This is a genomic window from Neorhizobium sp. 2083 (assembly GCF_031455615.1).
In the GTDB taxonomy this organism is placed as follows: domain Bacteria; phylum Pseudomonadota; class Alphaproteobacteria; order Rhizobiales; family Rhizobiaceae; genus Neorhizobium.
Genome location: NZ_JAVDTC010000001.1, coordinates 699819 through 722788, shown reverse-complemented (window position 1 = coordinate 722788; position 22970 = coordinate 699819). Strand labels below are relative to the sequence as shown.

Sequence of the window (22970 nt, the reverse complement as noted above, 5' to 3'; positions counted from 1 at the left end):
GAATAGCGCGAGGGGGACATGGCGCAGCTTTTATTTCTGATCATCGTCATCGGCGGCGGCTGGATGCTCTACAAGAAATTCATCAAGGACGCCGAAAGACTGTCGTCCCGTAGCCGCCGGGAGGAAAAGGAACGCCAGACCGGCGCGATCGGCACCCTGGAGCGGGATCCCGTGACGGGGGAGTACCGGGTGAAGCGGGACGAGGAATGAGCGTCATGCCCGAGGAAAAGAAGCCTGCTGTTGCGGAGACCGGTGCCGACCAACGGCGGGCGGCACTGGAAAGGATTCGTGCTTTCAAATGGAAGCTGCCGCCCGATTGGAAATTCGATCGTGAGGAGGCCAACAGCCGGGGGGACGAGGCCGTTAAAGCCTCTCCTTGACGCGCGAGGTCCAGTCCGAGCCGGCGTAGCTTACGCACAGGATAAAGACCGTCAGTGTTGCATCGTCGACCGTAAAACAGATGACGGCCTTGTCCGCAGCCGGGACGGCACGCAGGCCCGAAACAAGCTCATCCCGAACGGAGCCGAGCTTTGGAAAGTCTGCCAGCCGATATGTTGCCGCTTCGATCTCCGCGAGCTTCCGGTCCGCGGTGATGCGGCCAGAATAGTCTTCGATGAAATTATGGATATCGACGAGATCCTGTTCGGCCGCGGCATGATATTGCAGCCGGTAGGTTTGCATCACTTCGCCTTGTATTTTGCATCGATGCGGGCGCGGACGCGATCAAAGAGATTATCCTGATCCATGGGAATGAACTCCTCCCGCGGAGTTTCCATCCGGCGGCGGATTTCGTCCTTCATTGCAAGCAGCGGGTCGCTCTCGCCGGTCGGCGCCGGATCGGCCTGCATCAGGCTGTCTATGCCCGCCTCGATAACTTTCTCGACCGAGGGGAACTGGCCGTCTTCGACCATGCGTTCCGCATAGCGCAGATAACGGTCCGACAAGGTGAAGCTGTTCTTGACGTTCATGGTCTTTCTCCGGAAGAACGGATGAACCTTAACACGGATCGCACCCGGCACGCATAGCACAAGCGCCGCAAACGCATAAAACCTTGACCCGCGCCCCTGATGCGTGGCACTCGTCCGCATCCTCGAACCGATACAGATATGGCCATGACCGAGCTGCCCGACCACATGTCTCCGACCCGCTCCTTCCAGGGGCTGATCCTCGCGCTCCAGAACTACTGGGCGGACAAGGGCTGCGCGATCCTGCAGCCTTACGACATGGAAGTCGGTGCCGGTACCTTCCATCCGGCCACAACCCTGCGCGCACTCGGCCCCAAGCCGTGGAAGGCCGCCTATGTCCAGCCGTCGCGCCGCCCGTCCGACGGCCGTTATGGCGAGAACCCCAACCGCCTGCAGCACTATTACCAGTTCCAGGTCATCCTGAAGCCGAACCCGCCGAACCTGCAGGAGCTTTACCTGGGTTCGCTGAAGGCGATCGGTCTCGATCCGCTTCTGCACGATGTGCGTTTCGTCGAGGACGACTGGGAAAGCCCGACGCTCGGCGCCTGGGGCCTCGGCTGGGAATGCTGGTGCGACGGCATGGAAGTCTCGCAGTTTACCTACTTCCAGCAGGTCTGCGGCATCGAATGCTCGCCGGTCGCCGGCGAGCTGACCTACGGTCTCGAACGTCTCGCCACCTATCTGCAGGGCGTCGACAGCATCTACGAACTCAATTTCAACGGCCGCGAGGGCGAGGAAAAGATCTCCTATGGCGATGTCTTCCTGCAGGCCGAGCAGGAATATTCCCGCCACAATTTCGAATTTGCCGATACCGCCATGCTGCACCGGCACTTCATCGATGCGGAAAAGGAATGCCAGGCGCTGCTCGCTGCCGGCGCTCCGGGTGCAAACGCCAACCAGATGCTGCACAAATGCGTTTTCCCCGCCTATGACCAATGCATCAAGGCGTCCCACGTCTTCAATCTTCTGGATGCGCGCGGGGTGATCTCGGTCACCGAGCGCCAGAGCTATATCCTGCGCGTCCGCACGCTCGCGAAAGCCTGTGGGGAAGCTTTCCTGCTGACCGACGCAGGCGGTGCGAATTTCGGCCAGGCCGCCTGAATACGGAACGTCCTGAGGCCCATCCCGGTCGGACGCGGCAAGCCGTTCAAACCGCCGCCGCCCATTGCGTACCTAGCTGCCAGACAGGTTTGAGGGTCGGATAGGCGCCGGTCGGAAGCTGCCCTGCATAGATCTGCAGAAACCGTCGTGTGCCGGCCGGCTGCGGCGGTTTCATCATTACCCCGTACTGAAAAAACAGCAGGGCAAACGCCAGCACATTGGCGGTTCGCACAAGGGACGCCATGGCAGTTCCATCCAGATTGTTTTGGGGTCGGGACCGAATCCTTGGATTCGCCCATCTCATGCAGGAGAATCTAGAGCATCGGAGCGATCAAAACTTTGCTATAAATCAAAATGGCTACCTCGAAAAATAATCGATGACTTCAACCACTTTTTTATACCAGGCCTCTACTGTCCCATCGCAAGGCCAAGTCGGGAGACGCAGATGTACATTTTGATCGGCATAATTGTTCTCGTCGCACTCTACGTCATCATGATCTACAACGGCCTCGTCAAATCCCGCCAGATGGCGGAGGAGGCCTGGTCCGGCATCGACGTTCAGCTGAAGCGCCGCGCCGATCTGATCCCGAACCTGATCGAGACGGTGAAGGGATACGCGGCCCACGAAAAGGGCACGTTCGAGGAAGTCGTGAAGCTGCGCAACCAGGCGCAGGCCGTACCCGCAGGCGATGTCGCCGGCCGCGCCCAGGCGGAAGGCCTGCTCGGCCAGGCGCTCGGAAAAATCATGGCGCTTGCCGAGGCCTATCCGGACCTCAAGGCGAACCAGAACTTTTCCGAACTGCAGGGCTCGCTCGAAACCATCGAAAGCGAGATCCAGATGTCGCGGCGTTACTATAACGGGGCCGCCCGGGACCTGAACGTCCGGGTCGAGAGCTTCCCCAACAACCTGATCGCCGGCCAGTTCGGTTTCTCGAAGCGCGAGTATTTCGAGATCGAGAATGCAGCCGACCGGGCGGTCCCGACCGTCAAGTTCTGAAATCCGTCATTGGACCTTCGTGCCGCAACGGTTTAAGAGCGCGGTCGGCCGCCTCGTTGCGGCATTCCGTTGGCGTTGAGAGACGAATATCATGGGCAGAGCCAAACTCACCATCCTGCCGCCGGGCAAGCCGCTTTCCGGGCGCGCCGTGCCGCCGGGCTCGAAATCGATCACCAATCGCGCGCTGCTTCTGGCGGGCCTCGCCGAAGGCACCAGCCGGCTGACCGGTGCGCTGCGAAGCGACGATACACGCTATATGGCCGAAGCGCTACGGGCCATGGGCGTGGCCGTCGAGCAGCCGGACGAAACCACCTTCGTCGTCACCGGCAGCGGCAAGCTTCTGCCCCCTTCCGCCCCGCTGTTCCTCGGCAATGCCGGCACCGCGACCCGCTTCCTGACGGCGGCAGTCGCTTCTGTCGATGGCACCGTCGTCGTCGATGGTGACGAGCATATGCGCAAGCGGCCGATCGGCCCGCTGGTCGCCGCCCTTAAATCGCTCGGTATCGATGCCGAGGCGCCGACCGGCTGCCCGCCGGTGACCGTGCGCGGCAACGGCCATTTCGCCTCCGGCCGCGTCGAGATCGATGCCGGCCTGTCGAGCCAGTACGTCTCGGCGCTGCTGATGGCCGGGCCGCTCGTCAAGCAGGGCGCCAACGCGCCCCTGACGGTGGCGCTCGCCGGCGCGGAAATCGGCGCCCGTGGTTATGTCGACCTGACGCTGGCCGCCATGCAGGCCTTCGGCGCCAAGGTCGAGCAACTCGATGCGGCGACGTGGAAGATAGAGCCGACCGGCTACAGGGCCGCGGATTTCGTGATCGAGCCGGATGCCTCGGCCGCCACCTATCTCTGGGCCGCCGAAGTGCTGACCGGCGGCAGGATCGATCTCGGCGTGCCGAACGACGCCTTCACCCAGCCCGATGCCAAGGCCCTCGAGGTCATCTCGAAATTCCCGCACCTGCCGGCCGAGATCGACGGCTCGCAGATGCAGGACGCGATCCCGACGATTGCCGTACTTGCCGCTTTCAACGAAACGCCGGTGCGGTTCACCGGCATCGCCAACCTGCGCGTCAAGGAATGCGACCGGGTGAGGGCGCTCTCGCTCGGCCTCAATGCCATTCGCGAAGGCCTTGCGACGGAGGAGGGCGACGACCTGGTCGTCGCCTCCGATCCCTCGCTCGCCGGCCAGACCTTATCCGCCGAGATCAACACCTTTGCCGACCACCGCATCGCCATGAGCTTTGCACTGGCGGGGCTGAAGATCGGCGGCATCACCATTCTCGACCCTGATTGCGTCGCCAAGACCTTCCCGACCTATTGGGACGTGCTCGCCTCGCTCGGCGTCGAGTACACGGATATCGAATAACGGAAAGCAAGGATCGGCCCGTGCCGAAGAGCGCGCCGAAGAGGAGGAATGTCGTGATGCGGTGGTTCTCCGGCTTTGGCCTGGTCCTGTTCTTATGCCTGGCAACGGTGCTGCCCGCCGCGGCGGAGGAATATATCCGCTCCTATCATTCCGACATCCAGGTCGCCGAGAACGGCGACCTGACGGTGACCGAAACGATCATCGCCAATGCGGAAGGCGACAGGATCAAGCGCGGCCTGTTTCGCGATTTTCCGCTCACCATGCAGGATGCGGGCGGCCGCACGGTGCGGGTCGGCTTCGAGGTCGTTTCCGTCACCCGCGACGGCCGGCCCGAGCCCTTCCACACGGAAAGCGTCACCGGCGGCATCCGCATCTATTCCGGCGACAAGGACGTGTTCCTGCGCAACGGCGAACACACCTTCGTCTTCACCTACAGGACCGATCGGCAGATCCGTTATTTCGACGACCACGACGAACTTTACTGGAACGCCACCGGCAACGGCTGGGAATTCCGTATCGCCCAGGCCTCGGCGCGGCTGACCTTGCCGGGCGGCGCGCGGATAAACCAGACTGCCGCCTATACCGGCCCTTTCGGCTCCACCGCCCGCAATGCCCGCATGCAGGCGAACGGCAATCAGGCGGTATTTACGACCACTCGGCCGCTCGGCGCGCAGGAGGGCCTGACGATCGTCGCCGGCTTTCCCAAAGGGGTCGTAGCGGCTCCTTCGAAGGATCAGCAAAGCGACTGGTGGTGGCGCGACAATATCGGCACGATCATCGCGATCGTCGGCCTTGTCCTCGTCGTCGGTTATTACGCGCTTTTCTGGACCCGTGTCGGCCGCGATCCGGACCGTGGTGTCGTCGTGCCGCGCTGGGATGCGCCGGACGGCCTGTCGCCGGCGCTCGTCAACTATATCGACAACAAGGGCTTTTCCGGCGGCGGCTGGACGGCGTTTTCGGCAAGTGCGCTCGACCTGGCGGTCAAGGGCTACGTGACGCTCGAAGACCTCAAGGAAAAGATCGTCATCCGGCGCACCGACAAGCCCGTGCCACGCGACGTGCCGACCGGCCAGGCCTCCATCCTTAGTTCGGTCGGCGGCGCCGGGCAGTCGCTGGTGATCGACGAGGCGCACGGCACGTCGGTCCAATCGGTCGGCACGAGCTTCCGCCAGGCGATCGAGAAGGAACATCGCGGCAAATATTACAAGGCGAATTGGGGTTATGTCGCAGGCGGCGTGGCCCTCAGCATCCTTATGCTTCTGGGCGTTCTGATATTCGGCAATCTCGAACCTGAGCTGATGGCGATATTGATTGTCCCGGCCTTTCTTGCGGTGGTCTTCGGTTTCTTCGCAGCCGCCCTCGGAAAGGGTCTAAGGCGCGGTTCCTCGCTGTTTTCCAAGATCATGGCGGTCGTCATTCTTGGCTTTATCGGCTTCGTCGCGATATCGGTCGGTTCGGCGCTGCTGATCGCGCTCATGTCCGAGCTGACCGGCAGCGAACATTGGCCGATCCTGGTCTCGGTCGGTGGCATCGTGCTCGCCAACGTCATCTTCTTTTTCCTGATGGGCGCACCGACACCACTCGGCCGCAAGCTGATGGACGGTATCGAGGGCCTGCGCATCTACCTGACGCTTGCCGAAAAGGATCGCATGAACACGGCCGGCGCGCCGACCATGTCGCCGCAGCATTTCGAAAAGCTGCTGCCCTATGCGGTGGCGCTCGGCGTCGAAAAGCCGTGGAGCAACACGTTCGAGACCTGGCTCGCGAGTGCCGCGGCGGGCGCTGCCGCCGGCGCCTATGCGCCCGGCTGGTACAGCGGCAATTACGGCTCCAACATCGGCGATCGCATCGGCGGTTTCTCTTCCTCGATGGCCTCGACCATCGCCTCGACCATCCCCGCGCCAAAATCCTCCTCGTCCTCCTCCGGTTTCTCAGGCGGTTCGTCCGGCGGTGGGGGAGGCGGTGGAGGCGGAGGCGGTTGGTAAACGCCTCCGGTTGAAAAATGTATCATGATATGATACATGAGGGGAGACGACGTGATCCGTTCCTATGCGAATGCGATGACGCAAGCTGTTGCAAGCGGCAAGGTGCCGAAAGGGTTTCCTGCCGACCTTGCCAGGCGGGCTGTTCGGAAGCTGACGATGATCGAAAATGCGTTGGAGCTCTCCGACCTGCGCTCGCCGCCGGGGAACCATCTGGAAGCCCTGAAGGGAGACCGCCGAGGTCAGCACTCCATTCGCGTCAACGACCAGTGGCGGGTTTGCTTCATCTGGACCGAGGCCGGCGCCGAGCAGGTCGAGATCGTCGATTACCATTGAAGGAGACAGAAAATGGCGAGCGTGCTTCCCCCGGTTCATCCAGGTGAAATCCTTCGGGAAGAATATCTGCTTCCCTTGCAGATGACCGCCGGTGCTCTGGCAAGAAAGCTCAACGTGCCCCGGACGCGCATCGAGCGGCTGGTTGCAGAACAAACGTCCGTAACCACTGATACGGCTTTGCGGCTTGCCCGCTTCTTCAACACCACGCCCGAGTTCTGGATGAATCTACAGACGAGTTATGATCTGAAGGTAGAGAGCGTTGCCAAGCATGATGAGATTGCTGCCATTCCGGTGATGAGCGCAGCGTAGTCTCAGACTTTCACGAATCCGGCTGGTGACTTTTGGTAGCGGGCTTGCTAAGTCCGCCGCGACGTTATTTTCAGCGCAAAGACATCACCATGCCCGATCTGCTTCTCGAACTCCGCTCGGAGGAAATTCCCGCCCGCATGCAGCGCAAGGCGGCGGGAGACCTGAAAAAGCTCGTCACCGACGCGCTGGTGGAAGCGGGCCTGACTTATGAGGGTGCGCGCGAATACTGGACGCCGCGCCGCCTGACGCTCGATATCCGCGGTCTGACGGCCCGCTCGGCCGACCAGCGTGAGGAGCGCAAGGGTCCCCGCACGGATGCGCCGGAAGGCGCCATTGCCGGCTTCCTGCGCGGCGCCGGCCTGTCGTCGGTTTCGGAAGCGCAGGTGGTCAGCGACCCCAAGAAGGGCGATTTCTACGTCGCGGTGATTTCAAAGCCCGGCCGCCCGGCGGAAGAAATCATCGCCGATGTCATGCCCGGCATCATCCGCAACTTCCCATGGCCGAAATCGATGCGCTGGGGCGCCGCCTCGATGCCGAAGGGCGCCCGTTTCGCCGGTATCGACGGCAAGGGGCCGGAAAGCCTGCGCTGGGTGCGCCCGCTGCAGTCGATCGTCTGCGTCTTCGGCCCCGAACATGAAGAAACCCAGGTCATCCCCTTCGAGATCGACGGGCTGGTGGCGAGCAACGTGACCTACGGCCACCGTTTCCACGCACCCGACGCCATCACTGTGCGCCGCTTCGACGACTATGTGACCAGCCTCGAAAAGGCGAAGGTCATGCTCGATGCCGACCGCCGCAAGGATGTCATCCTGCACGATGCGCGCGACCTCGCCTTCGCCAACGGTCTCGAACTGGTCGAGGACGAGGGCTTGCTGGAAGAGGTCTCCGGCCTCGTCGAATGGCCGCATGTGCTGATGGGCGAGTTCGAGGCGGACTATCTCGAAATCCCCTCCGAAATCATCCGCCTGACCATCAAGACGAACCAGAAATGTTTCGTCACCCGTCCGCAATCTGGCGGCGAGGGCCTCTCCAACCGCTTCATCCTGGTCTCGAATATCGAGGCGAAGGATGGCGGCAAGGAGATCATGCACGGCAACGGCAAGGTCGTGCGCGCCCGTCTCTCCGACGCCAAGCATTTCTGGACCCGCGACCAGGGCGACATGCCGGATCTGGATACGCTGAAGGAATCCGCTGCGAAGTTCGACCTCGACCTCAACAAGCCGCTCGACCAGCGCATGGCCAAGCTCGACGCGCTGAACGTGACGTTCCACGCCAAGCTCGGCACCCAAGGGGAGCGCGTCCGCCGCATCCGTGATCTTGCGGCTGAATTGGCGCCGATCGTCGGGGCCGACCCGGCACTGGTGGACCGCGCCGCGGTTCTCGCCAAGGCCGACCTTCGCACCGAAGCCGTCGGCGAATTCCCCGAACTTCAAGGCCTGATGGGCCGCAAATATGCGATGCTGCAGGGCGAGGACGTAAAGGTCGCTGCCGCTATCGAGGATCACTGGAAGCCGAACGGCCCGTCGGATCGCCTGCCCGAGGACAAGGTCGGCCTCACTGTCGCGCTTGCCGACAAGCTCGATACGCTCGTCGGCTTCTGGGCGATCGACGAGAAGCCGACGGGTTCGAAGGACCCGTTCGCGCTCCGTCGTGCGGCTCTGGGCGTGGTGCGGATCCTTCTTGAACGCAAGGTTCGCCTGCCGCTCTACAAGACGCTGGTCGCCGCAAATATCGAGGCCGCGCTCGTCGGAAAGGCCGATGTCAAGATCAACGAGGCGGTCCTGTTCGACCTCCTCTCCTTCTTCCACGACCGCCTCAAAGTCTACCTGCGCGACCAGGGCGCCCGCCACGACCTCATCGACGCCGTCCTGACCCCGGACGCCGACGACCTCCTGCTGGTCGCCCGCCGCGTCGAGGCTCTGACGGCGTTCATCACCTCGGAAGACGGCAAGAACCTGCTCGCCGGCACCAAGCGCGCCGTCCAGCTGCTGGCCGCCGAGGAGAAGAAGGGCACTGTCGTCGCCGATGGCGTGTCGGAACAGCTTCTGAAGCTCGACGCTGAAAAGGCGCTCTGGGCGGCCGTCGTCGTTGCTTCGAAGGAAGCGTCCGATGCCGTCGCCAAGGAAGATTTCCGCTCGGCCATGGAAGCCCTGTCGAAACTCCGTGTCCCCGTCGACAAATTCTTCGAGGACGTGCTGGTCAATGACGAGGACACCGCGATCCGCGCCAACCGCCTGGCCCTCCTGAAGGCCATCCGCGAAGCGACCGCGACCGTCGCGGACTTCTCGAAGATCTCGGGCTGAGGCAAACAAAAAAACCGCCGGATCTTTCGATCCGGCGGTTCCCCGTCCCCCGACTAACTTTGGTCAGCTGGCGCGGCGCATCTTCTGCGCCATGCGGTTGAGATTGCGGCTCTCGTTGCCCATGTTGCTGATGCGGAAGCTGCTGATCAGGTTGAGCAGCTCGTCGGTATCGGCAGCAAGCGCCTCGGCCGATGCGGTTGTCTCTTCGGCCATGGCGGCATTGTGCTGGGTCGCGGCGTCGAGCTGGTTGAGCGAAGACGAGATCGAGCGCAGCGTCGTATCCTGTTCGGAGGCCGAATGGGCGATCTTGCCGACGATGTCGCTCGCCGCCTTCACCTGGTCGGAAATCCGCTTCAATGCTTCGCCGGCCTCGCCGACGAGGCGCACGCCGTTCTGTACCTGGCCGGACGAGCGGGAAATCTGGTCCTTGATTTCCTTGGCGGCCGCTGCGGAGCGCTGGGCGAGTTCGCGGACTTCCTGGGCGACGACCGCGAAACCCTTGCCGGATTCACCGGCGCGGGCGGCTTCGACGCCGGCGTTGAGGGCGAGAAGGTTGGTCTGGAAGGCGATGTCGTCGATCACGCCGATGATCTTGGAGATCTCTTCCGACGAATGCTCGATGCCGCCCATCGCCTCGATCGCCTGGGCGACGATCTGGTCGGAACGGCTCGCTTCGTTGCTGACGGAACTTACGCGCTGGGCCGCGTCATGGGCGCCTTCGGCGGTCTGGCGGACGGTGACGGCGAGTTCGTCGATGGCAGCCGATGTTTCCTCCAGGTTGGCGGCCTGGCGTTCGGTGCGCTGGGAGAGCTCGTTCGAGGCACGGCGGATCTCTTCCTTAGAGCCGCCGATATCGATCCCCTTGGAATTGACCTTGGCCATCGCCGCTTCGAGATGCGTAAGCGCATCGTTGAAGTTGTGACGCAAGGTTTCGTAGCGCGGGCCGAGATCGGCGCAGCGGACGGTGAGATCGCCTTGGGCGAGTGATTCCAGCGCTTCGCCGATGGTGGAGACGACGCGGGTCTGGCTTGCGGCTTCCTGCTGCTGCATGTCGGCGTTCTGCTGGCGCTCGCGGTCGAGCTCCTGGCGCTGGTCCTCCTGGCGCGCGGCCATGGCATGGCGTTCGCGGATTTTTTCCTGCAGCGCCTGGGTGGCCTTCGCCATCATGCCCACTTCGTTCGACATGTCCGTGTGCGGGATGGCGATCGTGACATTTTCGTCGGCGACGGCTTCCAGCGCGCCATGCACGGAGGCAAGCGGCTTGGTAATCCCGCGGATCACCACATAGGCGCCGGCAAGCGCGATGATCAAAGCGACCGCGCCGATCATGATTGCGTCCAGCACCATCCCGCGGATCTGGGCCTGCAGGTCATCGGTATAGACGCCGGTCGCAAGAACCATCTGCCAGGGTTCGAATGCCTTTGCATAGGAGCTCTTCGAAAAGTCCCCATCGGGCTGGCCGGGCTTGCTCGTGCTCATGTAATCGACAATGCCGCCGCCGGACCTGCCGACGGAGACCATTTCGTCGCGGAACAGTTTCCCGGCGGAATCCGGCTTGCCCTTGCCGTTTTCTCCAATCTTCTTCGCATCGGGATGCATCAGCATCTTCACGTCGTAGTCATAGGAGAAAAGATAACCGTCAGGCTGGAAGCTCATGGCGGAGACTGCGGCGAATGCCTGCTTCTGGGCTTCCGCGCGCGTCAGCTCGCCGGCTGCCTCACGCTGCTGAAACTTCTTGAGGATGCCGATACCGGACTCCACCTGGGTCCGCAACATTCCATACCGCTCGGCATAGATAGCCTGCGTCGAGGCCCGGAGTTCGAAATAGGTCACGACGGCGAAGCCGCCGATCAGGGCCAGAACCAGCAGGACGAGCTGCTTTGAAATCCTCAGGTTTTTCATATTCGTTCCATAGGTGATTGAGCTCGCCTTGAGCGACCGGAAAGGGTGATTTCTGAGTGGAGAGGCGCATCCTGCGCAGGAAGTCGTGCTGCATTGCACATTCATGAGAATATGACGGGATATTTGAATAAAAATTTAACAATAGCGAATTTGAGGGAATAATATTCGATGCCTGGAAACACTATGAAGTTGTTTCCATGTTTAGTTGTGCATTCAGGGTTGGGATAAATAAAGCAAAGATAGAATAACTGAATATGCCGGCTTAAAGAGATTCAGGAACCATATTGATGATTTCAGGAATATATACTCGTATTATCTAATATTATGATATTCGATCGCCAATATAGAAAAAGCCGCCGAACCTTTCGACCCGGCGGCTTTCTGTCCTGCGACTAATTTTGGTCAGCTGGCGCGGCGCATCTTCTGCGCCATGCGGTTGAGGTTTCCGGTACCGGCATTGTGGCCGATGTCATGGCCGGCATTGATCCGGAAGCTGCTGATGAGGTTGAGCAGCTCGTCGGTATCGGCGGCAAGCGCCTCGGCCGATGCGGTTGTCTCTTCGGCCATGGCGGCATTGTGCTGGGTCGCGGCGTCGAGCTGGTTGAGCGAAGACGAGATCGAGCGCAGCGTCGTATCCTGCTCGGAGGCCGAATGGGCGATCTTGCCGACGATGTCGCTCGCCGCCTTCACCTGGTCGGAAATCCGCTTCAATGCTTCGCCTGCCTCACCGACGAGGCGAACCCCGTTCTGCACCTGGCCGGAAGACCGGGAGATCTGGTCCTTGATCTCCTTGGCGGCTGCTGCGGAGCGCTGGGCAAGTTCGCGGACTTCCTGGGCGACGACTGCGAAACCCTTGCCGGATTCACCGGCGCGGGCGGCTTCGACGCCGGCGTTGAGGGCAAGAAGGTTGGTCTGGAAGGCGATGTCGTCTATCACGCCGATGATCTTGGAGATCTCTTCCGACGAATGCTCGATGCCACCCATCGCATCGATCGCCTGGGCGACGATCTGGTCGGAGCGGTTGGCTTCCGCGCTGACCGAGGTCACGCGCTGGGCTGCCTCGTGTGCGCCTTCGGCGGTCTGGCGAACGGCGACGGCAAGTTCGTCGAGTGCCGCGGACGTTTCTTCGAGGTTGGCGGCCTGGCGTTCGGTGCGCTGGGAGAGCTCGTTCGAGGCACGGCGGATCTCTTCCTTGGAGCCGCCGATATCGATCCCCTTGGAATTGACCTTGCTCATCGCCGCCTCGAGATGGGCGAGCGCCTCGTTGAAGTTGTGACGCAAGGTGTCGTAACGCGAGCCGAGATCGGCGCAGCGGACGGTGAGATCGCCATGGGCGAGTGATTCCAGCGCTTCGCCGATGGTGGAGACGACGCGGGTCTGCAACGCAGCTTCCTGCTGTTGCATGTCGATGTTCTGCTGGCGCTCGCGGTCGAGCTCAGTCTTCTGCTTCTCTTCGCGTTCGGCCATGGCATGGCGTTCGCGGATCTTCTCCTGCAACGCCTGGGTGGCCTTCGCCATCATGCCCACTTCGTTCGACATGTCCGTATGCGGGATCTGGGTTTTGACGTCTTCGTCAGCCACGGCCTGCAGGGCGGTGTGCACGGCGGCGAGCGGCTTGGTAATGTTGCGGATGACGATGAAGGCGACACCGAGCGCAAGCAGGAAGGCGATGAAACCGATGCCGACCACTTCCATGATCGTCTTGTTGATCTTCACGTCGAGGTCGTCGGTGTAAACGCCGGTCGCGACAATGATCTGCCACGGCTCGAAGGCGCGGGAATAGGCAGCCTTCTGGAAAACCTGATCGGCAGGCATGCCGGGCTTTTCCCAGTAATAGGTGGTGACGCCGCCGCCGGCACGACCCTTCGCGACCAGCTCCTCGCGGAACAGGTTGCCCATCTTGTCCGGCTGGCCCTTCTGGTTCACGCCGATCAGCTTTGGATTGTAGTGGAATTGCGTGACCGTATCGTAGTTCAGGCCGAATATGTAGCCGGCCGGCTCATACTTGATCCCGGCCACGGCCGCGTAGGCCAATTTCTGCGCGTCCTCGCGCTTCAGCTCTCCCGATTTTTCCCGGTCGTAATAAGACTGCAGAATGGAGATGCCGGACTCGACTTGGGTGCGCAGCATCTCGTATCGCTCGGCATAGATCGAGGCGATCGAAGCGCGGACCTGATAGTAGGTGACGGCAGCGAAAGCCACCATCAGCACCGCCACCATGGCTAATAGCTGGTGGGAGATTTTGAGGTTCTTCATATTTCGACTCACTTTCAGGCAGCCGAATTCTCCCGGAGGAGCCGGAGCGGGACGAGGTTTTTGGGGGAGCGCTTCCTGCGCCGGTCACGTGCTTCCATCGCACTGTGATGGGAGAGTGATCTCGAATATTTGAATAAAAATTTAATTATGGCGGCCTTGACAGAGATCAAAGCGAATATTTTAGGCAAGTTTGATTTGGCAATGCGCAATTTACGCGCATGCCGTGAAAGAGCGCCGGCGGGGCACTTTTTGCTATGTAAATATAATGATATTCTAAATCTAGAACTGCTTGGTGCGTAGCTCGAACGTGTCGAGCGCCAGCGGCTTCGCGAGGGAAGCTTCCGTCATTCCGACCTCCGCATCGCGGATGGTCTTGACCGCGCTGGTCGTGGCGTCGATGTCGATACCGTCGTCGGAGGCCTCGGCGGTGGCGATCTGCGTCTCGGTCGAGCCGTTGGTGGTCGGGTGAAGTTCGGCAACGGCCTCTTCATCGGCCATCCATGTCGGCACCTTGCTGACATGGATCACCGGAGAGCCGCCGAGCCAGGCTTCGGTACGCGCCAGCTTCTTCTCGCCGTTGATCTCGATGATTTCCGTCTTCTGGGTGCCGGCCGGCAGCTCGGGAACCTTGTAGGTCGCTTCGTCCGATTTCGGCGCTGCGGCGGCCGGGCATCCTGCGCAGCTCTTGGTAAGGATGCTGGCGCCCGATGGATGCGTGCTGTTGATCACCGTGATCGACGACGCGAAAGCGGAACCGCTTACCAACACCAGAGCTGTAGCCAGAACGAGACGCATACCGGGAATCCTTCTTGAGGTCCCCGATCATTACCGCGGCTTCGTTTCGATCCCGTCTGGAGATTCAGTAAATTTTGAATGAACCGGCGCTTTCGGCACTCAATTCCTTTCGCGCGCCACCGCCTGCCAGCCGATATCGCGGCGGCAGAAGCCGTTTTCCCATTCAACCCGATCGACCAGCCCGTAGGCACGGGCCTGAGCGTCTGCGACGGTCCTTGCGGTTGCCGTGGCGTTCAGCACGCGGCCGCCGGTTGCCACGAGTGCGCCATCCTTGAGCGCCGTACCGGCGTGGAAGATCTTCTCGCCGTCGGCGCTCTCAGGCAGATGGGCGATCGGCGTGTTCTTGTCATAGGCGCCCGGATAACCCTTGGAAGCCATGACCACGGTCAGCGCCACGTCGTCGCTCCATTCTGCGGAGACCTGGTCGAGCGTCTCGGTCGCGGCCGCATGGAGAAGGTCGAGCAGGTCGCTTTTCAGCCGCATCATCAGCACCTGGCATTCCGGATCGCCGAAACGGACATTGTATTCGATCAGCTCCGGACCCTTGGCCGTGATCATCAGGCCTGCGAAGAACACGCCGGTGAACGGATGCCCGCTTTCAGCCATGCCGCGGATCGTCGGCTCGATGATCTCCTTCATGGTGCGCGCGACCATGCCGGGCGTCATGACCGGGGCAGGCGAATAGGCGCCCATGCCGCCGGTATTCGGTCCGGTATCGCCGTCGCCGACCCGCTTGTGGTCCTGGGCGGTAGCGAGCGCCAGCGCCGTCCGGCCGTCGGACAGGCAGAAGAAGCTCGCTTCCTCGCCGTCGAGATAGGCCTCCACCACCACTTCCGTGCCGGCCGAGCCGAAGGCGCCGTCGAAACAGTCGTCGATCGCGGCAATCGCTTCGTCGAGCTGCATGGCGACAGTGACGCCCTTGCCGGCGGCAAGCCCGTCCGCCTTCACGACGATCGGCGCGCCCTGTTCGCGCGCATAAGCCTTGGCTTCGGCCGCATCGGTGAAGCGGCGATAGGCGCCGGTCGGAATCTCGTAGCGGGCGCAAAGATCCTTGGTGAAACCCTTGGAGCCCTCGAGCTGGGCTGCGGCGGCCGAAGGACCGAAGGTTGCGATCCCGCTGGCCCGGAGACGGTCCGCAAGACCGGCGACGAGCGGCGCTTCCGGCCCCACGACGACGAGATCGATCGCCTTTTCGAGGCAGAAGGTGGCGACGGCGGCATGGTCGTCGATATCGAGCGGCAGGAGTTCGGCGTGATCGGCAATCCCGGGATTGCCGGGTGCGGCATAAAGCTTGCTAAGTTTCGGGGACTGGGCGAGTTTCCAGGCGAGCGCATGCTCGCGTCCACCCGAACCGATCAAGAGAACCTTCATGTCCTGCCCTCGCCTGTGCTGAAAACCATGGCCTTGCGCGGCGGTTAAGGGGAGGGGAGGCAAAGGTCAAGGGCCAAGGCTCAGGTGGCCTCCCATCTTGCCGCCTTCATGGCGCTTCAATGGGAGGCAAGGCGTTCGAAAGAGGTCAGGACTCGCCGTGCCGGTTTTTCGTCCCGTGTCGGATGTCCAGCGTGGTGCGGAAGATCATCCTGTTTCGGTACGCCAGGAATGGTACCGGTTCGTTGCGCATGGATGCGCTGTCCAGTTTCTGCTCCAGATAGGAAATGGCGGCCTCAAGCTCTTCGCTGGCAACCGCCGTGTCAAATGCCAGGATTCTGGCGGCTTTCTTGGGCATGATTCCCTCCGTTCGGCCGCATCATGCGGCGGGCTGCTTTTAATGGCCTCTCGGCGGAGGTGAGAGAGTGTCGTTTCTTTTCCACAGGGCCTTGGTTAGCGACCCGTCACTCCCTGTCCCGTTTTGGTTCATCCGGCGCCAAGCAAATTGTGGAACCGGCATTCGCCACGTTGCCTTGCCACAAACTTCGACTATGGTCGCGCCTCCCATTTGAACGAGGACGCCCATGGCCGCCGATCTCCGTTTCCTTGCCGCCGCGATTGCCGCGGAAATCAATGCCCGTCCCGAACAGGCCGCCGCCGCGATCGGGCTGATCGACGAAGGCGCGACCGTGCCGTTCATCGCCCGCTACCGCAAGGAAGTGACCGGCGGGCTCGACGACACGCAGCTCCGCAACCTGTCGGAACGCCTGGTCTATCTGCGCGAGCTCGAAGCGCGCCGCTCGACCATCGTCGATTCGATCAATTCGCAGGGCAAGATGACCGACGAGCTTGCCGCAAAGATCGGCAGGGCGACGACCAAGGCCGAACTCGAAGACCTCTATCTTCCCTATAAGCCCAAGCGCCGCACCCGTGCCGAGATCGCCCGTGAACGCGGCCTCGGCCCCTTGGCGGAAGCGATCTGGGCCGACCGCGGCGCCGATCCGGCAAAGCTCGCCGAAGCCTATATCAAGGACGAGGTCGCCGACGTGAAGGTGGCGCTCGAAGGCGCCCGCGATATCGTCGCCGAGACCTTCTCCGAAAATGCCGACCTGCTCGGCAAGCTGCGCCAACACATGCGGACAGGCGCGACGCTGAAGGCCAGGGTGGTCGATGGCAAGCAGGAGGCCGGCGCGAAGTTCTCCGACTATTTCGATCATTCCGAACGCTGGTCGACGGCCCCCGGCCACCGCGCGCTCGCCATGCTGCGTGGCTGGAACGAGGAATTCCTGACGCTGACCATCGAAGTCGACCAGGACGATCCGTCGCCGGTCAAGCCTGCCCAGCGGATCATCGCGCTTGCCTTCGATATTCGGGATCGGGGTGCGGCCGACCGCTGGCTGCTGGAAGCCGCCGGCTGGACCTGGCGGGTGAAACTTTCCGTATCGCTGTCGCTCGACCTGATGCGGGAGCTGCGCGAGCGCGCCGAGGAGGAGGCGATCCACGTTTTTGCACGCAACCTCAAGGACCTGCTCTTGGCTGCGCCTGCCGGTTCGCGCGCCACGATGGGCCTCGATCCGGGCATCCGCACCGGCGTCAAGGTCGCGATCGTCGATGCCACCGGCAAGCTCCTGGAAACCACCACCGTCTATCCGTTCCCGCCGAAGAACGACATCCGCGGAACCCAGGCCGAACTCGCCGCGCTGATCCGCAAGCATGGCGTCGAGCTGATCGCCATCGGCAACGGCACCGGTAGCCGCGAGACGGAAAAGCTGGTGGCCGACATGCTGGCGAACCTGCCGGCGTCTCCCTCGGGAGCCAAGCCGACCAAGGTCATCGTCTCGGAAGCCGGCGCCTCGGTCTATTCGGCATCGGAAACCGCCGCCGCCGAGTTCCCGCAGCTGGACGTCTCGCTGCGTGGCGCCGTCTCCATCGCCCGCCGCCTGCAGGATCCGCTGGCGGAATTGGTCAAGATCGAGCCGAAATCGATCGGCGTTGGCCAGTATCAGCACGATGTCGATCAGGGAAAACTCTCCCGCTCGCTGGACGCGGTTGTGGAAGACGCGGTGAACGCCGTCGGTGTCGATCTCAACATGGCGTCTGCGCCGCTGCTCGCCCGCGTCTCCGGCCTCAGCCGCTCGATCGCCGAGGCGATCGTCGCTCATCGCGACCAAAATGGGGCTTTCTCGAGCCGCCGGGACCTGCTGAAGGTCGCGCGCCTCGGCAACCGTACCTTCGAACAGGCGGCCGGCTTTCTGCGCATCCCGAACGGCAAGGAGCCGCTCGATGCCTCCGCCGTCCATCCGGAAGCCTACGGCGTCGCCAAGAAGATCGTCGCCGCCTGCGGCCGCGACCTGCGCTCGCTGATGGGCGATAGCGCGGCCTTGAAGGCGCTCGACCCGAAGCGGTTCATCGACGAGACCTTCGGCCTGCCGACCGTCAAGGACATCATCGCCGAGCTGGAAAAGCCGGGCCGCGACCCGCGCCCGAGCTTCAAGACCGCTACCTTCGCCGAAGGCATCGACGAGATTACCGACCTGAAGCCCGGCATGCTGCTTGAAGGCACGGTCACCAATGTCGCCGCCTTCGGCGCTTTCGTCGATATCGGCGTTCACCAGGACGGGCTGGTCCACGTTTCCCAGCTCGCCGACCGCTTCGTCAAGGACCCGCATGAAGTGGTGAAGGCCGGCGACGTGGTCAAAGTCCGTGTCGTCGAGGTCGATGTGAAGCGCAAGAGGATAGCGCTGACCATGCGCAAGGATGGCGGCGAGGCGGCGCCTGCTCCCCGCGGCCCGGATCGCGACACCAGGCCGGTCAATCCGAAAATGATGAAAACTGAAAAACCCTCATCTCAGGGTGCTTTCGGTGCGGCACTCGCGGAAGCTTTAAAACGTAAGTGATTTTTGCGGGCGTTCGCAAAATCTCAATCACAGGATGCAGGCCGTCTCTTAAGGATTTGACGGCCTGTTTTTTTATGTCATTTTCAAGGCGGCAATGTGCTTGAAAGTCGCTCAAAAGCGACTAGATTTTGGATTAGTAAGGCATCCTTAGTATCCTGGAGGTGGGTCCGTGGCCTCGTCCCTTCATAGTCTTCTCAACAAAATCATAAAGACCGGAACTTTGACCGTACGCGGCTCGGGAGGCGAGCAGCGTTATGGTGGCGGCGGTGGCCGCATCGTTTCGATACGGTTTGCCGACGAAGCCGCGGAGCGCGAACTGGTCGCGGATCCGCCCCTCAAGCTCGGCGAACTTTACATGGATGGCCGCATTCTCATCGAGGAAGGCGACATCTACGAGTTCCTGGCGCTGATCAAGGACAACACCCTCAGCGAAGGCCTGACCTTCGGCATGATCTGGCGCGGTGTCGCCCGCATCCTGGTTTCCCAGTTCCGCAACCGCGTGCCGATCAACCACAATCAGCGCAACGTCGCCCATCATTACGATCTCGACGAAAAGCTGTTCTCGCTCTTCCTCGACGAGGACTGGCAATATTCCTGCGCCTATTTCAACCCGCCGGGCATCTCGCTCGACGAGGCCCAGATCGCCAAGAAGCGCCATATCGTCGCCAAGCTGCTGGCCGAGCCCGGCCAGAAGGCGCTGGAGATCGGCTCCGGCTGGGGCGGCATGGCCATGTATCTGTCGGAATCCTCCGGCGTCGACGTCACCGGCATCACGCTCTCGACCCAGCAGCTCAAGATTTCAAGCCAGCGCGCCGCCAAGCGCGGGCTCGCCAACAGCGTCCGCTTCGAACTGCAGGACTATTATTACCTACCTCCGGACAAGCGTTTCGACCGCATCGTTTCGGTCGGCATGTTCGAACATGTCGGCCGGCTGAATTATCCAAAATTCTTCGGCAAGGTGAACGACGTGCTCGCCGATGACGGCGTCATGGTGCTGCATTCGATCGGCCAGCCCTATCCGGCGCTGATCAACAACCCGTGGATCGAGAAATACATTTTCCCGGGCGGCTATATCCCGGCGATCTCGGAAGTGATGCCGTCGATCGAGAAGGCGGGGCTGCTGGTGTCAGACATCGAGATCCTGCCGATGCACTACGCCCACACGCTGCGCCACTGGCGCGAGCGTTTCATCGCCAACAAGGACAAGGCGATAGCGCTTTACGACGAGCGGTTCGTGCGGATGTGGGAATTCTATCTTGCCGGCTCCGAAATGGCCTTCACGCATGAAAGCTTCTTCATCTTCCAGATGCAGATCGTCAAGAAGCGCACGGCCGTTCCGGACAATCGCGACTATATCTACGAGCGCGAGGCGGAACTGAGGGCCTTCGAACAGAGCCGCATCCCGCTCGACAAGGTCGCCGTCTGATCTTTCGCGTGGTTAACAAGCTGGCAACGGAAATGCGATAATAGGACAGAAATCCCCCTCGGGATCTCTGTTCTGTTTTGCGTTTTCGGGATCCGCTGCCATGTCTTTGCCTCTCCGGGCTGCTCTTTTCATTTCCGCATTTTCGATTGTTTCTTCCGGCAGCGCCAGTGCCCAGGACGGGTTCTGGTCCGGCGACTGGTATCTGACGCTCGGCGGCGCCGGTTTCGTCGCGCCGAAATTCGAAGGCGACAACGGCCGCAGCCTGCAGTTTTCGCCGATCATCTCGCTCGGCCGCCAGAACAGCAAGCAGGCCCGCTTCTCCTCGCGCAACGACAGCGCCTCCTTCGCGGTGATCGACCAGGGTTCGGTCCGCGCCGGCGTCGCGGCCAAGCTGATCATGCCGCGCGACGGCGATACGTCCGACGACCTGAAGGGCCTGAAGAAGGTGAAGCTCGGCGGCGAACTCGGCGGCTTCATCGATATCTATCCGACCGACTGGATCCGCGCCCGCGCCGAAATCCGCCAGGGCATCCGTAGCCACGACGGCGTCGTCGCCGACGTTTCGGTCGACGCTTTCACCGATCTCCAGCCGGACCTCAGATTGTCCGGCGGCCCGCGCGCGACCTGGGCCAGCAACGGTTACAACGATGCCTATTACAAGGTCACGCCGGACCAGTCGGCGGCGTCTGGCCTCTCCGCCTACGACCCGGGCGGCGGACTGCATTCGGTCGGCGTCGGCGCCGCGCTGACCTGGAAGGCGACCGAACAGCTCGAACTCTCCTCGTTCGCCGAATACAAGCGGCTGACCGGCGATGTCGCCGACAGCAGCCTGGTGCGCGAGCGCGGTTCGAAAAACCAGCTGATGCTCGGCGTTTCGGCGAGCTACAAGTTCGGCTTCTCGCTGCCCTAAGGCGTGGTCTTCCACGCCTGAGACGTGAGCGTGCTCACGATGGAAGGCGCGGCTCTTCCTCGCCCTGAGACGTGGATTAGTCCGCGTCGCCGGGCGGCGCGGCGGCTCCCGGCTTCGCGGCCCTGATCAGGCCGGAAGGCGACAATGCGTCCGCTTGACCGCGGCGTTCGGCCGGCGCTAGAACCGGCCATGACGAACGCCGACGATTTCAGCGGCCGCGTGGCCGACGCTCCATCCGACAACTGGGTCTATCGCGTCCTGCCGCGGCCGGCATGGCCCTATGCGCAGCTGGCAAGATGGGACCGGCCGATCGGCTGGCAGCTGCTGATGTGGCCCTGCTTCTGGTCGGCCGCGCTGGCGGCGAATGCCGCCAGGGATCATGGCGGGTTTTCCCTCGGCCTCCTGCTTTTCCATCTCCTGCTGTTTTTCTTAGGGTCGGTCGCCATGCGCGGCGCCGGCTGCACCTATAACGATCTGATCGACCACGATATCGACATGGAAGTGGCGCGCACCCGTTCGCGGCCGCTGCCGTCCGGGCGCGTATCCCGCTTCGAGGCGAAGGTCTTCATCGCCGTGCAGGCGCTGGTCGGCCTGCTCGTCCTCGTCCAGTTCAACGCCTTTACGATCCTGCTCGGCATCCTGTCGCTGGCAGTGGTGGCGATCTATCCCTTCGCCAAGCGTTTCACCGACTGGCCGCAATTTTTCCTCGGCCTTGCCTTTTCCTGGGGTGCGCTGATGGGCTGGGCCGCCACGTTCGGCAGCCTCTCCTTCGCCGCCCTCTGGCTCTACCTGGCGGCTATCGCCTGGACGATCGGATACGACACGATCTACGCCCACCAGGACAAGGAGGATGACGAACTGATCGGGGTCCGTTCGACCGCGCGTCTGTTCGGCGACAATACCAAGCCCTGGCTGATCGGCCTTTACGGCCTGACGCTGATCTTCCTGTTGCTGGCTTTCGGATCGGCAGGCGTCGAGTTTCTGGCCTATATCGGCCTTCTCGCCGCAGCGCTGATGTTCGGCTGGCAGGTTCTGGTCCTCGATATCGACAATGCCGACCAGTGCCTGCGGCTTTTCAAGTCCAACAACCGCGTCGGCGCGATCCTGTTTGCCGGCCTCGTTCTGTCGCTCGCCGTTTAATGGAAAAAGCCCGACCGGCTGAGGATCGGGCTCCCTCCCATGATATCGCGAGAGGCGGGGCAAAGGGACAAGCAAAGCCCTAGCGGCGCGCGATAATCTCCTTGCCTTCGATTTTCATCGTCACGCCCAGGGTGCCTGTCGTGCGGCGGACCAGGAAGCGCGGACGACGGGCCGCGAAATAGGAATGGCGGCGGCGCTGCCTGACGCTGTTGGTGCGCACGTCGCCGAGATGGTTTTCCAGCGGCCGGGCGATGCCGTCGGCTTCCACCATCAGCATCGGAATGCGGAAGGCGTCCGACCAGCTCCGCCAGTCGGCGGCGATGTCGCAGAGATCGTGGGCGACGAGCAGCGGAATGCACAGATCCGGGTCGTCGTGGTGAAGTTCGAGCGTGACCGTCACTTCGCCGTCGCCATGGTCGATGGCACGGGCTGCGACACCCTTGAAGGCGCGGGCGGGCAGGGCGAAGGAGAGCGGCAGGCCGCTTGCGGGAAGGATCTTACGCAGCACGGCGCCGCGTTCGTCGATGGTGATGGTGACATCTCCTGAGGTCTCGCGCAGCGCATAGGTAACCTGCTGCGGGAAACGAGACGGATCGAGCCTGAATGTCGACCCTGCCCAGACGGGCTTCAGAACGGTATTGGTCATCGATATGCTACCCTTGTTTTACCTGAGAGCCGTTGCCGGTTTCTCCACGGGACTTTTGTCCTCTGATAGCCAAAGCATAGGGCGGCCATGTTCGAGACTGCTTAAAAATAGCGGTTAAAGAAGCCTTGCCTGCCTGGATGGTTAGCAAAAGGGCTCGGTTTTGGGTTTCCGGAAGGTGAATCGGCGCGTTTCTGTGCAGGCGCGGGACATCTTGGGCGTGCGGCCGGAACTTGCAGAAAAGCCCCGGGCAAGGCTAAACTGCAATGATTGCGGG

Annotated in this window: 22 protein-coding genes; 13 read left to right on the top strand and 9 right to left on the bottom strand. The window is 62.2% G+C overall.

Going from position 1 to position 22970, the window contains the following annotated elements; translation table 11 throughout:
• The first annotated feature begins 18 nt into the window (after window positions 1-18).
• Both J2X76_RS03825 and J2X76_RS03820 read left to right on the top strand, forming a co-directional pair.
• Window positions 19-210, top strand: a complete 192-nt coding sequence (locus J2X76_RS03825; RefSeq protein WP_113130751.1) for a hypothetical protein — start codon at window positions 19-21, stop codon at window positions 208-210.
• A 5-nt stretch (window positions 211-215) separates the two neighbouring features.
• Window positions 216-380 carry a hypothetical protein gene (locus J2X76_RS03820; protein WP_310213355.1) on the top strand — a complete coding sequence of 55 codons (165 nt, stop codon included), beginning with the start codon at window positions 216-218 and terminating at the stop codon, window positions 378-380.
• Here J2X76_RS03820 and J2X76_RS03815 read toward each other — a convergent pair.
• The gene (locus J2X76_RS03815; RefSeq protein ID WP_310213352.1) at window positions 364-681 is read right to left on the bottom strand and encodes a type II toxin-antitoxin system RelE/ParE family toxin; all 318 of its coding nucleotides are present in this window, start codon (window positions 679-681) and stop codon (window positions 364-366) included. The genes J2X76_RS03820 and J2X76_RS03815 overlap by 17 nt on opposite strands.
• Window positions 681-968: a hypothetical protein gene (locus tag J2X76_RS03810; protein ID WP_310213349.1), complete on the bottom strand. Its 288-nt coding sequence runs from the start codon at window positions 966-968 to the stop codon at window positions 681-683. The genes J2X76_RS03815 and J2X76_RS03810 overlap by 1 nt, the downstream gene beginning before the upstream one ends.
• A 165-nt stretch (window positions 969-1133) precedes the next feature.
• Here J2X76_RS03810 and J2X76_RS03805 point away from each other — a divergent pair, with 165 nt between their 5' ends.
• Window positions 1134-2066: a glycine--tRNA ligase subunit alpha gene (locus J2X76_RS03805; protein WP_113130792.1), complete on the top strand. Its 933-nt coding sequence runs from the start codon at window positions 1134-1136 to the stop codon at window positions 2064-2066.
• A gap of 46 nt (window positions 2067-2112) precedes the next feature.
• On the opposite strand, the gene J2X76_RS03800 is transcribed toward J2X76_RS03805, so the two are convergent.
• On the bottom strand, window positions 2113-2310 hold the full coding sequence (locus tag J2X76_RS03800) for a hypothetical protein (RefSeq protein WP_113130754.1): 198 nt from the start codon (window positions 2308-2310) through the stop codon (window positions 2113-2115).
• 201 nt (window positions 2311-2511) lie between these two features.
• Here J2X76_RS03800 and J2X76_RS03795 point away from each other — a divergent pair, with 201 nt between their 5' ends.
• The 6 genes from J2X76_RS03795 to glyS all read left to right on the top strand — a co-directional run bounded on the left by J2X76_RS03795 (window position 2512) and on the right by glyS (window position 9356).
• Window positions 2512-3063: a LemA family protein gene (locus tag J2X76_RS03795; RefSeq protein ID WP_113130755.1), complete on the top strand. Its 552-nt coding sequence runs from the start codon at window positions 2512-2514 to the stop codon at window positions 3061-3063.
• A 91-nt stretch (window positions 3064-3154) separates the two neighbouring features.
• A complete protein-coding gene (locus J2X76_RS03790; protein ID WP_405029971.1) occupies window positions 3155-4426 on the top strand; it encodes a 3-phosphoshikimate 1-carboxyvinyltransferase in 1272 nt (423 codons plus the stop codon).
• A gap of 53 nt (window positions 4427-4479) precedes the next feature.
• On the top strand, window positions 4480-6411 hold the full coding sequence (locus J2X76_RS03785; RefSeq protein WP_310213344.1) for a DUF2207 domain-containing protein: 1932 nt from the start codon (window positions 4480-4482) through the stop codon (window positions 6409-6411).
• 51 nt (window positions 6412-6462) lie between these two features.
• Entirely contained in the window at window positions 6463-6744 is a 282-nt protein-coding gene (locus J2X76_RS03780; protein ID WP_310213341.1) for a type II toxin-antitoxin system RelE/ParE family toxin, read from the top strand.
• Window positions 6745-6756: 12 nt separating this feature from the next.
• Window positions 6757-7053 carry a HigA family addiction module antitoxin gene (locus J2X76_RS03775; RefSeq protein ID WP_310213340.1) on the top strand — a complete coding sequence of 99 codons (297 nt, stop codon included), beginning with the start codon at window positions 6757-6759 and terminating at the stop codon, window positions 7051-7053.
• A gap of 89 nt (window positions 7054-7142) precedes the next feature.
• Window positions 7143-9356, top strand: coding sequence for a glycine--tRNA ligase subunit beta (glyS, locus tag J2X76_RS03770; protein ID WP_310213337.1), 2214 nt, complete (start codon window positions 7143-7145; stop codon window positions 9354-9356).
• 63 nt (window positions 9357-9419) lie between these two features.
• Here glyS and J2X76_RS03765 read toward each other — a convergent pair whose 3' ends face one another.
• From J2X76_RS03765 to J2X76_RS03745, 5 genes are all read right to left on the bottom strand, one after another.
• A complete protein-coding gene (locus J2X76_RS03765; protein ID WP_310213334.1) occupies window positions 9420-11258 on the bottom strand; it encodes a methyl-accepting chemotaxis protein in 1839 nt (612 codons plus the stop codon).
• Between the two features lie 402 nt (window positions 11259-11660).
• Window positions 11661-13514 carry a methyl-accepting chemotaxis protein gene (locus J2X76_RS03760; RefSeq protein WP_310213332.1) on the bottom strand — a complete coding sequence of 618 codons (1854 nt, stop codon included), beginning with the start codon at window positions 13512-13514 and terminating at the stop codon, window positions 11661-11663.
• A 279-nt stretch (window positions 13515-13793) separates the two neighbouring features.
• Window positions 13794-14309, bottom strand: coding sequence for a plant virulence effector HPE1-like domain-containing protein (locus J2X76_RS03755; protein ID WP_310213329.1), 516 nt, complete (start codon window positions 14307-14309; stop codon window positions 13794-13796).
• A 99-nt stretch (window positions 14310-14408) separates the two neighbouring features.
• On the bottom strand, window positions 14409-15680 hold the full coding sequence (gene purD, locus J2X76_RS03750) for a phosphoribosylamine--glycine ligase (protein WP_310213326.1): 1272 nt from the start codon (window positions 15678-15680) through the stop codon (window positions 14409-14411).
• A gap of 145 nt (window positions 15681-15825) precedes the next feature.
• Entirely contained in the window at window positions 15826-16035 is a 210-nt protein-coding gene (locus J2X76_RS03745; protein WP_113130763.1) for a hypothetical protein, read from the bottom strand.
• 226 nt (window positions 16036-16261) lie between these two features.
• On the opposite strand from J2X76_RS03745, the gene J2X76_RS03740 reads away from it, so the two are divergent.
• From J2X76_RS03740 to ubiA, 4 genes are all read left to right on the top strand, one after another.
• Window positions 16262-18574, top strand: a complete 2313-nt coding sequence (locus J2X76_RS03740; protein ID WP_310213321.1) for a Tex family protein — start codon at window positions 16262-16264, stop codon at window positions 18572-18574.
• A 169-nt stretch (window positions 18575-18743) separates the two neighbouring features.
• Complete coding sequence (locus tag J2X76_RS03735; protein WP_310213318.1) at window positions 18744-20000, top strand: cyclopropane-fatty-acyl-phospholipid synthase family protein; 1257 nt, start codon at window positions 18744-18746, stop codon at window positions 19998-20000.
• 100 nt (window positions 20001-20100) lie between these two features.
• On the top strand, window positions 20101-20910 hold the full coding sequence (locus J2X76_RS03730) for a MipA/OmpV family protein (protein ID WP_310213317.1): 810 nt from the start codon (window positions 20101-20103) through the stop codon (window positions 20908-20910).
• Window positions 20911-21099: 189 nt separating this feature from the next.
• On the top strand, window positions 21100-22050 hold the full coding sequence (ubiA, locus tag J2X76_RS03725; protein ID WP_310213315.1) for a 4-hydroxybenzoate octaprenyltransferase: 951 nt from the start codon (window positions 21100-21102) through the stop codon (window positions 22048-22050).
• 79 nt (window positions 22051-22129) lie between these two features.
• Here ubiA and J2X76_RS03720 read toward each other — a convergent pair whose 3' ends face one another.
• Window positions 22130-22696 (bottom strand): DUF6101 family protein, encoded by a 567-nt coding sequence (locus J2X76_RS03720; protein WP_113130767.1) that lies wholly within the window; start codon window positions 22694-22696, stop codon window positions 22130-22132.
• Window positions 22697-22970: the final 274 nt, after the last annotated feature.

Bases quoted from the DNA above. Each gene is read 5' to 3' on its own strand.
- J2X76_RS03825 (WP_113130751.1), top strand. From the start codon at position 19: ATGGCGCAGCTTTTATTTCTGATCATCGTCATCGGCGGCGGCTGGATG.
- J2X76_RS03800 (WP_113130754.1), bottom strand. From the start codon at position 2,310: ATGGCGTCCCTTGTGCGAACCGCCAATGTGCTGGCGTTTGCCCTGCTG.
- J2X76_RS03760 (WP_310213332.1), bottom strand. From the start codon at position 13,514: ATGAAGAACCTCAAAATCTCCCACCAGCTATTAGCCATGGTGGCGGTG.
- J2X76_RS03820 (WP_310213355.1), top strand. From the start codon at position 216: ATGCCCGAGGAAAAGAAGCCTGCTGTTGCGGAGACCGGTGCCGACCAA.
- J2X76_RS03815 (WP_310213352.1), bottom strand. From the start codon at position 681: ATGCAAACCTACCGGCTGCAATATCATGCCGCGGCCGAACAGGATCTC.
- J2X76_RS03740 (WP_310213321.1), top strand. From the start codon at position 16,262: ATGGCCGCCGATCTCCGTTTCCTTGCCGCCGCGATTGCCGCGGAAATC.
- J2X76_RS03795 (WP_113130755.1), top strand. From the start codon at position 2,512: ATGTACATTTTGATCGGCATAATTGTTCTCGTCGCACTCTACGTCATC.
- J2X76_RS03755 (WP_310213329.1), bottom strand. From the start codon at position 14,309: ATGCGTCTCGTTCTGGCTACAGCTCTGGTGTTGGTAAGCGGTTCCGCT.
- J2X76_RS03775 (WP_310213340.1), top strand. From the start codon at position 6,757: ATGGCGAGCGTGCTTCCCCCGGTTCATCCAGGTGAAATCCTTCGGGAA.
- purD (WP_310213326.1), bottom strand. From the start codon at position 15,680: ATGAAGGTTCTCTTGATCGGTTCGGGTGGACGCGAGCATGCGCTCGCC.
- glyS (WP_310213337.1), top strand. From the start codon at position 7,143: ATGCCCGATCTGCTTCTCGAACTCCGCTCGGAGGAAATTCCCGCCCGC.
- J2X76_RS03805 (WP_113130792.1), top strand. From the start codon at position 1,134: ATGTCTCCGACCCGCTCCTTCCAGGGGCTGATCCTCGCGCTCCAGAAC.
- J2X76_RS03790 (WP_405029971.1), top strand. From the start codon at position 3,155: ATGGGCAGAGCCAAACTCACCATCCTGCCGCCGGGCAAGCCGCTTTCC.
- J2X76_RS03810 (WP_310213349.1), bottom strand. From the start codon at position 968: ATGAACGTCAAGAACAGCTTCACCTTGTCGGACCGTTATCTGCGCTAT.
- J2X76_RS03720 (WP_113130767.1), bottom strand. From the start codon at position 22,696: ATGACCAATACCGTTCTGAAGCCCGTCTGGGCAGGGTCGACATTCAGG.
- J2X76_RS03730 (WP_310213317.1), top strand. From the start codon at position 20,101: ATGTCTTTGCCTCTCCGGGCTGCTCTTTTCATTTCCGCATTTTCGATT.
- J2X76_RS03745 (WP_113130763.1), bottom strand. From the start codon at position 16,035: ATGCCCAAGAAAGCCGCCAGAATCCTGGCATTTGACACGGCGGTTGCC.
- J2X76_RS03765 (WP_310213334.1), bottom strand. From the start codon at position 11,258: ATGAAAAACCTGAGGATTTCAAAGCAGCTCGTCCTGCTGGTTCTGGCC.
- ubiA (WP_310213315.1), top strand. From the start codon at position 21,100: ATGACGAACGCCGACGATTTCAGCGGCCGCGTGGCCGACGCTCCATCC.